Origin of the sequence: Streptomyces sp. SID5643 (assembly GCF_009872555.1) — a bacterium.
Classification (GTDB): Bacteria; Actinomycetota; Actinomycetes; order Streptomycetales; family Streptomycetaceae; genus Streptomyces; species Streptomyces iakyrus.
In genome coordinates, this window is the sequence record NZ_WWIC01000036.1 from 1 (window position 1) to 12,013 (window position 12,013).

At 69.2% G+C, this 12,013-nt stretch carries 8 protein-coding genes; 7 read left to right on the top strand and 1 reads right to left on the bottom strand.

Translation table 11 applies throughout. From position 1 onward, the window contains the following. Positions 1 to 614: cellulose binding domain-containing protein (locus tag GTY56_RS03880; protein WP_202509711.1), on the bottom strand; the 614-nt coding region annotated here is incomplete at its 3' end. A 721-nt stretch (positions 615 to 1,335) separates the two neighbouring features. Here GTY56_RS03880 and GTY56_RS03885 point away from each other — a divergent pair. From GTY56_RS03885 to GTY56_RS03915, 7 genes are all read left to right on the top strand, one after another. Beyond that, positions 1,336 to 3,057, top strand: coding sequence for a glycoside hydrolase family 6 protein (locus GTY56_RS03885; RefSeq protein ID WP_161362478.1), 1,722 nt, complete (start codon positions 1,336 to 1,338; stop codon positions 3,055 to 3,057). Between the two features lie 570 nt (positions 3,058 to 3,627). Beyond that, on the top strand, positions 3,628 to 4,764 hold the full coding sequence (locus GTY56_RS03890) for a glycoside hydrolase family 12 protein (RefSeq protein WP_161362480.1): 1,137 nt from the start codon (positions 3,628 to 3,630) through the stop codon (positions 4,762 to 4,764). Between the two features lie 139 nt (positions 4,765 to 4,903). Further along, positions 4,904 to 7,117 carry a glycoside hydrolase family 3 N-terminal domain-containing protein gene (locus tag GTY56_RS03895; RefSeq protein WP_161362482.1) on the top strand — a complete coding sequence of 738 codons (2,214 nt, stop codon included), beginning with the start codon at positions 4,904 to 4,906 and terminating at the stop codon, positions 7,115 to 7,117. 327 nt (positions 7,118 to 7,444) lie between these two features. Continuing rightward, positions 7,445 to 7,978, top strand: coding sequence for a 2,4'-dihydroxyacetophenone dioxygenase family protein (locus GTY56_RS03900; RefSeq protein WP_161362484.1), 534 nt, complete (start codon positions 7,445 to 7,447; stop codon positions 7,976 to 7,978). A gap of 31 nt (positions 7,979 to 8,009) precedes the next feature. Continuing rightward, positions 8,010 to 9,359: an MFS transporter gene (locus GTY56_RS03905; protein ID WP_161362486.1), complete on the top strand. Its 1,350-nt coding sequence runs from the start codon at positions 8,010 to 8,012 to the stop codon at positions 9,357 to 9,359. 65 nt (positions 9,360 to 9,424) lie between these two features. Further along, positions 9,425 to 10,519 carry a 2,3-butanediol dehydrogenase gene (locus tag GTY56_RS03910; protein ID WP_346345409.1) on the top strand — a complete coding sequence of 365 codons (1,095 nt, stop codon included), beginning with the start codon at positions 9,425 to 9,427 and terminating at the stop codon, positions 10,517 to 10,519. A 402-nt stretch (positions 10,520 to 10,921) separates the two neighbouring features. Next, positions 10,922 to 11,878: a helix-turn-helix domain-containing protein gene (locus GTY56_RS03915; RefSeq protein ID WP_346345410.1), complete on the top strand. Its 957-nt coding sequence runs from the start codon at positions 10,922 to 10,924 to the stop codon at positions 11,876 to 11,878. Positions 11,879 to 12,013: the final 135 nt, after the last annotated feature.

Genomic DNA, 12,013 nt, shown 5'->3' on the forward strand with positions numbered 1-12,013 from the left:
ACGGACAGCGCGTAGGGCGCGCTCGTGTCCGTGCCCAGCAGCCTGGTGTCGTCGTAGAACTCCACCTTGCTGATCGTGGCGCTGTCCGCGGCGGCCGCGGTGGCCGCCAGCGGCACCGCCTGCCCCTGGGTGTACACGGCACCCGCGCTCGGGCTGGTCAGCACGGCGATCGGCGGCTGGTGCGCGCCGGTACACGTGGTGCCGTTGACCGAGAACGACGTCGGCGCGGTGTTGGAGCCGCTGTAGGAGAACTGGGCACCGGCGGAGACGGCGGCACCCGCCGCCACCCGCGCGTTGTGGGCGGCGTTCTTCACGGTGATGGTCTGGCCGGACTGCGACCAGGTGCCGTTCCAGCCGTTGCCCAGCTTCTGGTTGCCGGAGTAGGCGTAGGTCAGCGTCCAGCCGTCGATCACGTCCGTGCCGCGGTTGGTGAGGGTCAGGTCCACCGTGAAACCGGAACCCCAGTCGTTCGTCTTGTAGTCGACGCTGCACTGAAGTGCCGCCGCCTGCGCGGTCGGTGAGCCGGCGGCCAGCATCGACAGGGGTAGGGCTAAAGCGGCCGCCACGGCGGTCCACACCCGCCGAACTGTTCTGCGATTGCGTCCGGGATCCATGAACTGGTTCCTCCTAGCGGCTAACGGCTCGGGGAAGGACAAGTCTTGGCCAGTGGGAGCGCTCCCATAATGGGGATGAGCATGACAGCGGTCAAGGCGCTTGAAGAGTCGAAGACGGAGAACGGTTCAGTTCATCGAAAGTTTCGCGGAACCTCTGGGCAACCGTGCCGTTCGGCGCTACCTTGCTCGCACCAGTGGGAGCGGTTCCATCAGTCGACGCGCCGGTCAAGGCGCGCCAAACTGCAAGGAGTCGCTCATGCGACACCCCCCATCTTCACTGCTCGCAGCCGCGGTATGCGGCAACGAGCTCCTAGCCTCCCCGCACGTCACACCGGATCCTGCCGGTGTGCACCCGCCGACGCTGTGAGGAATCAGCCCGGGCCGTTTCGCAGCGCACAGCAGGATCCGAAGGTCGATCAGCACCGCCGTCGGCACGCCGAGAAGCGGTGCGCAGCCCGGACGTGCGCACCCCCTGCCGGCAGCGAGTACCAGCGCCTACCACTTCGTCGCCTGCACACCGTCAACGGCCTGTACTTGGACGGGGCGTCTCCGGTGGCGCGCAGGGTGTGCACATCCCGGCGTCCCGGCGAAGCGCCCGGTGACCGGAGCCTCGCTGATCTCGGAATGCGACGGTGCAACGCCGTCGTGCGGCACCGCACTGCGTGATCGCCTGCGCGTCGAACAGCAGGAAACATCCCCGAAGGAGAAGGAACCCCCAGTCATGAGTCGCACCAGGACCTCATTGCTCGCCGCCCTCGCGCTCCTCACCGGAACGTCCGGTACTGCGCTCCTTACGGCACCCGCCGGTGCCGCCGCCGCGCCCTGCACGGTGGACTACAAGGTGCAGAACCAGTGGGACACCGGATTCACCGCCGCTGTCACCATCACCAACAACGCGTCCGCCAAATCGAGTTGGTCGGTGAAGTGGTCGTACTCCGGTAATCAGAAGGTCACCAACGGCTGGAACGCCAAGATCAGCCAGAGTGGGGCCGCCGTCACCGCCGCCAACGAGGGATACAACGGCACGCTCGCCACCGGAGGTTCGGTCAGCTTCGGCTTCCAGGGCAGCTACAGCGGCAGCAACGCGATCCCTGCCACGTTCACTCTCGACGGCGTGACCTGCAACGTCGATGGTGGAGGCGGTCCGGGCGACGGAGGGGACGGAGGCGACAACGGCGGTGGCACCGACGGCCGAGTGGCCAACCCCTATGTCGGGGCCAAGGCCTATGTGAACCCGGAGTGGTCGGCCAAGGCCGCCGCAGAGCCGGGTGGCAGCCGCATCGCCGACGAGCCCACCGCCGTCTGGCTCGACCGCATCGCCGCGATCAACGGTGTGAACGGCGGCATGGGTCTGCGCGCCCATCTCGACGAGGCCCTGAAGCAGAAGGGCTCCGGCGACCTGGTCATCCAGGTGGTCATCTACGACCTTCCTGGACGCGACTGCGCCGCCCTCGCGTCCAACGGCGAACTCGGCCCGAACGACCTCGACAAGTACAAGACCCAGTACATCGACCCCATCGCCTCGATCCTCTCCGAGTCGAAGTACGCCTCCCTCAGGGTCGCCACCGTCATCGAGCCCGACTCGCTGCCGAACCTGGTCACCAACGCCGGCGGCACCCCCACCACCACCGACGCCTGCGTGGCCATGAAGGCCAACGGCAACTACGAGAAGGGCGTCGCCTACGCTCTCGACAAGCTCGGCGCCATTCCGAACGTCTACAACTACATCGACGCCGGCCACCACGGCTGGCTGGGTTGGGACAGCAACCTGGGCCCCGCCGTGCAGGAGTTCTACAAGACCGCCACCACCAACGGCGCGAGCGTGAACGACGTGGCCGGGTTCATCGTCAACACCGCGAACACCAGCCCCACCAAGGAGCCGCACTACAAGGTCACCGACTCGGTGAACGGTCAGACGGTTCGGCAGGCCAAGTGGGTGGACTGGAACCAGTACGTGGACGAGCAGTCGTTCGCACTCGCTCTGCGGGAAAAGCTCGTCGCGGCCGGCTTCAACTCCGGTCTGGGCATGCTCATAGACACCTCACGCAACGGCTGGGGCGGCGCCGCACGGCCGACCGGTCCCGGGCCGAAGACCTCGGTCGACGACTACGTCAACGGCAGCCGCATCGACCGGCGCATCCACGCCGGCAACTGGTGCAACCAGAGCGGCGCCGGCCTCGGTGAGCGGCACACCGCGGCTCCGGCGGCCGGCATCGACGCCTATGTGTGGGTCAAGCCGCCGGGGGAGTCCGACGGCTCCAGCTCCGCCATCCCCAATGACGAGGGCAAGGGCTTCGACCGGATGTGCGACCCCACCTACGGCGGTAACCCCCGCAACGGCAACAACCCCACCGGTGCCCTGCCGAACGCGCCCGTGGCCGGGCACTGGTTCTCCGCCCAGTTCCGCCAGCTCATGCAGAACGCCTACCCGCCGCTGCCGTAATCCTCTGACACGGTGAGCGTCCGCCGGGACCGGCTCGAACGAGGCGGCCCGGCGGACCGCGACGTGCACCGGCGCTGCGACCGGTCGGCCTTGCCTCCCCACGCAACGGCTCGGCTTCGACGACGGTTTCGGCGGCGCGGCCGAGGCTGACGCCCACGGGACAGGCTGTGCGGGGCCCGGGCCGACGACTCCTCGCGTCCGGCGGCGGCGTGGCGGGCATGGACAACCCACCACCGCGTCGCGTGCGCGTATCAGACGAGATGCTGCCGTTCGACGTCGGTCCGAACGGCACTGACCGGGAGCCGCACCGCCTTCCGCGGAACCGGGCTGTTCGGGAAGCATTCCCGACATGCCCGAGTGGTCGCAGCACCACTGCGCCTCCCGTCGACCCATGACCTGGCCATTCCAGTTCACTTCCGTACGTTCACCGTTCGAAGGGTTGTCAGGGACATGGAGCGCTTCTACAGTCCGTCACCGAAGCAATGGGTGGGAGCGCTCCCAACATGTATCGGGCGGGGCGTTCCGAATGTGCGTCACCCGTCCGCTCCACTCTCCCGGAGAGGCCCCCACATGCGATCGTCACCACGTCACCCACTCACCGCGCGCACCCTGTTCGGTGCGCTGCTCACGGCTCTCGCCACCCTGGCCGCCCTGGTGGCCGTCGCGCCGGCGACGCAGGCCGACACCACCATCTGCCAGCAATTCGGCTCGACCGTCATCCAGGGGCGCTACGTCGTCCAGAACAACCGCTGGGGGACCAGCGCGACGCAGTGTGTCACCGCCACCGACACAGGCTTCCGTGTCACTCAGGCCGACGGTTCCGTGCCCACCAACGGCGCCCCGAAGTCCTACCCCTCCGTCTACAACGGCTGCCACTACACCAACTGCTCACCGGGTACCAACCTCCCGGCTCGGATCAACGGCATCAGCAGCGCGCCCAGCAGCATCTCCTACGGCTTCGTCGGCGACGCCGTGTACAACGCCTCGTACGACATCTGGCTGGATCCGACGCCCCGCACCGACGGGGTGAACCGCACCGAGATCATGATCTGGTTCAACAAGGTGGGCTCGATCCAGCCCATCGGTTCCCCGAGCGGCACGGCCTCCGTGGGCGGGCGCAGCTGGCAGGTGTGGACGGGCAACAACGGCTCCAACGACGTGATCTCCTTCGTCGCCCCTTCGGCGATCAGCGGGTGGAGCTTCGACGTCATGGACTTCGTCCGGCAGACCGTCTCCCGGGGGATGGCGCAGAACGACTGGTACCTGACCAGTGTGCAGGCCGGTTTCGAGCCGTGGCAGAACGGTGCGGGACTCGCGGTGAACTCCTTCTCGTCGACCGTCAACACCGGCGGCTCGGGCAACCCGGGCAACCCGGGTGACCCCGGCGACCCGAAGGCGAGCTGCAAGGTGACCTACGCGCCGAACGTCTGGGAGGGCGGCTTCACCGCCGACGTCACGATCACCAACACCGGTTCGTCCCCCCTGGACGCCTGGAAGCTGTCCTTCGCCCTGCCCTCCGGACAGCGGATCAGCAACGCCTGGAACGCCACCGTTTCCCCCTCCTCGGGGGCGGTGACGGCGAGCGGCCTGGGCCACAACGCGCAGATCGCGCCCGGTGGCAGCCAGACGTTCGGCTTCCAGGCCACCTACAGCGGCTCGTTCGCCAGGCCGAGCGGGTTCAGTCTGAACGGCACCGCCTGCGCGTGACCCGGTGCGGCACGTCGCACCACCTCCTCACCGGACCGCCCCCGGGCCTGCCCTCCACTTCCCACGCCGAAAGGGTGGGCCCCGGGGCAACCGTTCCGCTCCCTCGCTCCTCCGGCCGCCCCCGGAAAGGCCTTACGCCATGAGCCAGAGCCCCGCTCCGTCCTCCCGACGTCCCGCGCTCGTCGCCGCCCTGTGCGCCGCCGCTCTCACCGTGATCGGCCTGACCGGCGCGGCACCGCCCGCTGGAGCCGGTGGATCCGCCACCTCGACGGGGTCCGAGGCCCTGCCGTACCGGGATTCCGCCCTGCCGGTGGCAGACCGTGTCACCGACCTGCTGTCCCGGATGACGCTCGACGACAAGCTCGGGCAGATGACGCAGATCGAGAAGGACGCCCTGGTGCCGCAGGCGGACCTCGCCGCATACCGCATCGGCTCGGTGCTCTCCGGCGGGGACTCCACGGTCAGCCCCAACAACGCCCGGACGTGGGCCGACACCTACGACTCACTGCAGCGCACGGCTCTCGGCACCCCCCTCGCCATTCCGATGATCTATGGCATCGACGCCGTGCACGGCCACAACGCGGTGCGCGGGGCGACGATCTTCCCGCACAACATAGGTCTCGGCGCCGCCCGCGACCCCGCCTTGGTGCGGCGGGTCGGGCGCGCGGTCGCCGAGGAGGTCGCCGGCACCGGCATCGACTGGTCCTTCGCCCCCTGTCTGTGCGTGGCCCGCAACGACAGGTGGGGTCGCACGTACGAGTCGTTCGGCGAGAAGCCCGAACTGCCCACGTCCATGACGTCGTTCATCACCGGCCTACAGGGCGAGACCCTGGGCGCCGGCCCCGCCCCGGTGCTGGCCACCGCCAAGCACTACCTCGGTGACGGCGGTACCACCGGCGGCGTCGACCAGGGTGACACGGAACTGTCCGAGGCCGAGCTGCGCACGATCCACCTACCGCCCTTCCAGGAGGCGGTGCGGCGGGGCGTGGGCTCGGTGATGCTCTCGTACAGCAGCTGGAACGGCGTGAAATCGCATGCACACAGGTACCTGGTCACCGACCTGCTCAAGGGCGAGCTGAAGTTCGACGGGTTCGTCGTGTCCGACTGGGCCGCCGTCGACCAGCTGGACGGGCAGAGCGGCTTCACGGGTGCGGAGATCGCCACCGCCGTCAATGCGGGCGTGGACATGGTGATGGTTCCGCAGGACTACAAGAAGTTCCTCGGCCTGCTGCGCTCCGAAGTGACCGCCGGGCGGGTCCCTGTCGCTCGCGTCGATGACGCCAACCGCCGCATCCTCACCAAGAAGTTCCAACTCGGCCTCTTCGAGAACCCGCTCACCGACCGCTCGTACACGACGGGTGTCGGATCCGCAGAGCACCGGTCGCTCGCCCGCGAGGCCGTACGCGCCTCGCAGGTCCTGCTGAAGAACGAGGGCGGCGTCCTGCCACTGGCCAAGAACGCGAAGCTGTTCGTGGCCGGCAAGTCCGCCGACGACATCGGCAACCAGAGCGGCGGCTGGACCCTTGGCTGGCAGGGCCGCAGTGGCCCGATCACCGAGGGCACCACGATTCTTCAGGGCATCCGTGCCGCCGCCGGCTCCTCCCAGGTCACGTACAACCGCTACGGCAACGGCATCGACGCCGGATACTCGGCCGCCGTGGCGGTTGTCGGGGAGACACCGTATGCGGAGATGCGTGGAGACCGGCCCGGGAGCATGGAACTGGACCAGGAGGACCTGCAGACCCTCGCCCGGCTGAAGGCGAGCGGAGTGCCTGTCGTAGTGGTCCTGGTCTCCGGCCGACCGCTCGACATCGCCGCCCAACTGTCCGACTGGAAAGCGCTGTTGGCGGCCTGGCTGCCGGGCACGGAGGGGAGCGGAGTAGCAGACGTGCTCTTCGGCGACCATGCGCCCAGCGGCAAACTGCCCCTTGCCTGGATGCGCAGCGCGTCCCAGCAACCGATCAACGACGGCGACGGCAAGAACCCTCTCTTCCCGTACGGTCACGGCCTGACCTACGCAACGAACCCCGGACCGGGCCCGGGCCCGCAGCCCGCGCCCGAGACCTGCGTCGCCGAGTTCAAGACCGTCTCGTCCTGGTCCGGCGGCCACCAGGCGGAGGTCACGGTCAAGAACACCGGCACCGGCCCGCTCACCGGATGGTCTGTCGCCTGGGACTTGAATGGTTCCACCGTCACCAGCCTCTGGAACGGTTCTCTGTCAGCGGCCCAGGGCCGGGCCACCGTCCGCAATGCCGCCCACAACGGCTCCCTTGCACCGGACGCCACCACGTCGTTCGGCTTCACCGCGGCCGGCCCGGCGGGCACGCCGCAGCCGCGGTGTACCGGCTCGTGACCTGATGCACCATGCCGTGCGTCGTCACGCGCATGGCGGACGTAGGGGTCGAACCCGTCGATGCGGCGGCCGTCCGGCGGTGAATCAGCCGTCGAGTCGTGCCGTCGCGGGGACCACTTGGTCGGGCAGGTCGCGCCCGTTGTGATCATGCGCCGCTGAGCCGTACGTCCCACCTCACCAAGATCACTCAAGGGAGGTGGTGACGCGGTCGACGGGCGCGGCCCGCGCATGTCCCGAACAGGCAACCCGCCATGTCCGCCCTGGGAAAGACCCGAGCTCGGTTCTAAGGGTTCACTGTCGGCCACCTCGACGAAAAGGAGCCGAAACATGCCCGAGGAAGCCAGGTCGGAATTCTGGAAGGGCCTCAAGCCGATCACCGACTCGATGAAGCCCGACGCTCAGCCGGAGGTCTATCTGTCCCAGGTGGCCACCGACGACGACCGGTACTACGCGCCGCTCAGCGACACCGTGGGTTCGCGCCCCCTGTGGATCAACGTCAAGGACAACTCCTGGGCCGACATCCTCTGCGCCAAGCAGGCCGGACTGGTCAACCGGCACTACCACCCGCACGAGGTGTTCGCGTACACGATCTCCGGCAAGTGGGGTTACCTGGAGCGCCCCTGGACCGCGCGGGCCGGTGACTTCGTCTACGAGGCCCCGGGCGAGGGGCACACGCTGGTGGCCTACGAGAGCGACGAGCCCATGAAGGCGTTCTTCATCGTCAAGGGTCCGTTGATCTGGCTGGACGAGGACGGCGGGACCACCGGCTACTTCGATGTCCACGACTACATCGAGCTGTGCAGGAATCACTACGACAAAGTCGGCATCGGTGCCGGCTACGTCGACTCGCTCTTCCGGTGACCTCGGTCCCGCCACTCCGAACGAGGTTCCGATGTCACGTATCCGTACCCGAGTGCGGCCCGACGCACAAGCGCCCGCGGCCGGCAACGGTGCAGCACACCGCTATGAGAACCGGCTGCTGCTGATCCTCTTCCTGGCCTTCGGATTCGTCTTCTTCGACCGCCAGGCGCTGCCCTTCCTCGCTCCGTTCATCAGCGAGGAAATCCACCTGTCCCATACCGAGCTGGGCACCCTGTCCGGAGTGCTGGCCCTCACGTGGGCACTGTCCGGGCTGGTGGCCGGCCGTCTGTCGGACAAGCTCGGCAGACGCAAGCCCATCCTGATCGCCGCGGTGGTCCTCTTCTCGTGCTTCTCCGCGGCAGGCGGGCTGATGACCGGCTTCCTCGGTCTGCTCGTCGCGCGGGCCCTGATGGGCGTGGCGGAGGGAGCCGTGCTGCCGCTGGCCCAGTCGCTGATGGTGGAAGCGTCCCGGGAGGGCCGTCGCGGTCTCAACATGGGGCTGCTCCAGGGCTCGTCGGCCGGCCTGATGGGCGGGATCCTCGCTCCGCCGGCGGTGGTGTGGCTGGCCGAGCTGCACGGCTGGCGCACCGCCCTGCTCGTCACCATCGTGCCCGGGTTGCTCATCGCGGCCTGGATCGCCAAGTCGGTCAGGGAGGTGCCGCCCGGCGGCCGGATCCCCGTCGCCACCGTTGATTCCGAGGCCGTCCCCGAGACGACGGCCGCCCCGAAGCCGTCGGTGCGGGAGGTTCTGGGGCACCGCAACATCGTCCTGTGCATGGCGGTCGCATGCTGCTACCTCACGTGGTTCATCGTCATCGTCACCTTCACCCCCACCTACCTGCTGACCGTGAAGGGCTTCTCCCCGAGCACCATGAGCGCCGTCATGACCTGCCTGGGCGTGGGGTGGGTGCTGTGGGGGTTCCTCACCCCGGCCGTCTCCGACCGCATCGGTCGCAAGCCGACCATGATCGCCTTCTCCGCGACAGCGGCCCTGTGTCCGCTCGCGGTGGTCTACGTCACCGATCCGGTCGTGCTCGGCCTGGTCGTCGTGCTCACCTACACCGGGCTCGGCTGCTTCACCCTGTTCATGGCCACCATCCCCGCCGAGACAGTGCCCCGCGGCGCTCTGGCCACCGCACTCGGCCTGGTCATGGGGGTCGGCGAGCTGGCCGGCGGCTTCCTCGCCCCGATGATCGCCGGGCGAGCGTCGGACGTCTGGGGCCTGCAAACGGCCATGTTCATGTCCGCCGGCGGCGCCGTCGCCGTCGTCCTGCTCTCCCTCGGCCTGCGGGAGACCGCGCCGCGGGTGCTGCGCCGGCGGGCCGAGCGGGCCGCGGTCGCGGTCGGTTCGGGCTCAGTGGCGGCGGGAGCGGCCGAATGAGGGAAGGCACGCAGCGTATGCAGGCCGCTGTCTGGTACGCAGCCAGGGATGTCCGCATAGCCCAGGTGGACATTCCCAAACCTCGGCGCGGCGAGGTGCTCATCGAGGTCGCCTACTGCGGTATCTGCGGCAGCGACCTGCACGAATACGCCGACGGGCCGCACGCCATCCCCGTCGCGGAGCCGCATCCCGGCTCCGGGACCACAGCCCCGCTCATCCTCGGCCACGAGTTCTGCGGGACGGTGGCGGCCCTTGGACCGTCGGTGCACGGCCTGACGATCGGTGACCGGGTGGCGGTCGAACCGAACTACCGGTGCGGGACCTGCTCACGGTGCCGCGCAGGCGAGTACAACATCTGCCGGCACTTCGGGTTCGCCGGGCTGATGGGGAACGGCGGCATGGCCGAGTACGCCGCCGTCCCCGCCTACATGGCGCACCGCCTCCCCGAGACCGTGTCACTGGAGCAGGCCGCGCTCTTCGAACCGGCCTCGGTCGCCCTGCACGCGCTTCGGCGTGCCGGAACCACCCCGGAGACCGTGACGGTGGTCGGCCTCGGGCCGGTCGGCCTGCTCACCGTCCGGCTCGCGGCAGAACGCGATGTGCGGCGCATTGTCGCCGTCGACGTTTCCCCCGCTCGCCTGCGGTGTGCGGCCGGGCTCGGCGCCACCGATCTGATCGACGCGGGCCTGGAGGAAGGCGCGGGGGAGCGGATCAGCGAGCTGACCGGCGGTGAGGGCGTCGATGTCGCGTTCGAGGTGGTCGGATCCGAGAGCGCCCTGCGCACCTGCCTGGCCGCGACCCGGCGCGGTGGCCGGGTCGTCCTCGTCGGCCTGGCCGGGGAGGTGTCCCTGGACGCCTTCGCACTGGTCAACAACGAGCAGTCGATCGTCGCCAGCGTCGGCTACCGGGACACCTATCCGGAACTCATCCGGCTCGTCGCGGAGCGAGGGCTGGACCTGACACCGGTCGTCACCTCGACCATCGCTCTCGACGCCTTGGTCCCCCACGGCTTCGAGGCGCTGCTGGACGGTCCGGGAAACCAGGTCAAGATCCTGGTCGACCCCGCCGCACACCGTGACCGCCTCGACCACCTCGTTCCGTGCGCGGCGTCAGCCGGAACTGCGGTGAAGGGGACCTCGGATCGCGAGAAGAGAGGCTGAAGTGGTGCTGAGGCCGACCCCCCGCTCCCCCCCGGCCGCCCCGTGCGGCAACGGGGGCGGTCCTCCCGGGCGAGGGCGTTTCCCAACCGTCGGAAAATCTCCGCTCGATGACGGCTCCCCGGCGGTCCGAACCGTTCGGCCCGCCGGACGGCGGCCGTTCTCACCCGGCTGCCCATGCACGACCCGGCCAGTGCGGACGCCGGGCCTGGCCTCGGGGCGCGACCGGTGACGCGGCAGTGCACCGGGGGTACCCTCGATGGGAAACACCACCAGGCACCTCCGGCGGCTCCGCACGTCAGCGCACGATACCCGGCCCAGCGACCGCATCGGCCCCCTGGCGTCACGGCAGAGCGGTCCTGCCTCACAGACGTCAGGGATGCGCGGGCCGGAAAGGAGATTCAGGTGAACCTGCCTATCGTCTCCTGCGTGTCCACGCAGTCGGTCGATCCGGAGGACCGCATCGACTTCTGGGAGGAACACAACCGACAGGCTCTGGTGGGCTTGACCTGCTCGTCGTACGCGCAGGAGGGCCTGCTGGCCACGGAGACGAACGTCGAGCTGGGCGACCTGCGGCTGGCAGAGATCGCCGGCAACGAGCACGTCATCGAACGGACCCCGCAGACCTGTCGGACCCTGCCGAAGGACTCGATCTTCGTCACGCTGCTGACAGCGGGCTGCGGGGTGTTCTTCCACGAGGGCGGCTGCGTCACCCTGCAGACGGGCGACGTGATCCTCTACGACACGCGTCGGCCCTATCTGTTCGGTTTCCCCTCTCCCATGCGGCAACTTCTGGTGGACATCCCCCGTGGGGTGTTCGCCGCGCAATGTGCCTCCGGCGAGGTGTCCGCCCCGATACTGCTCGGCAGGGCGTCGGCGGCCGGTGGTGCGCAGACTTCCGCGCTGGAGGCGCTCCTGGCCGACTGGGTGACGGGGGAGGGGGGCGAGGACTCGGTCAGCACCCAGGCGACCGTACTGGACCTCGTCCGTACGCTGGCCGCACCGGCTCTCGGCGGTTGCGCGCCGCCCGCTGCGCTCTCCCAGCTTGCGGTGGCCAAGGACTACATAGCCCGGCACCTTGCCGACCCCGGGCTGAGCTCGGGAAGGGTCGCCGAGGCGGTCGGAGTGTCCGCGCGGCACCTGAGCCGTATCTTCCAGCCGACCGGGGTGAGCCCCTCCCGCTACATTCTCGAACAGCGGCTCGGCAAGGCCCGGCAGGTGCTCGCCGATCCTGGCTCCCGCCATCTGACGATCGCCGAAGTCGCCCACTGCTGGGGCTTCGCCAGCCAGGCCCACTTCACCCGTGTCTTCCGGAGCCGTTTCGGCCGCACCCCGGGGGAAACGCGTCCGCTCGTCCTCTAGACGCTCTGCACGGACTGCCGGATATCGAGTGGAGGCCAGCGGCTTCTGCGGGGTGGTGGGCGGCGGAGACCGCCGCTTGTCACCGCCGAGCCGTGTCGTCGCTCTCTCCGGGCGCGGCGGTCAGGTCGTGGTGAA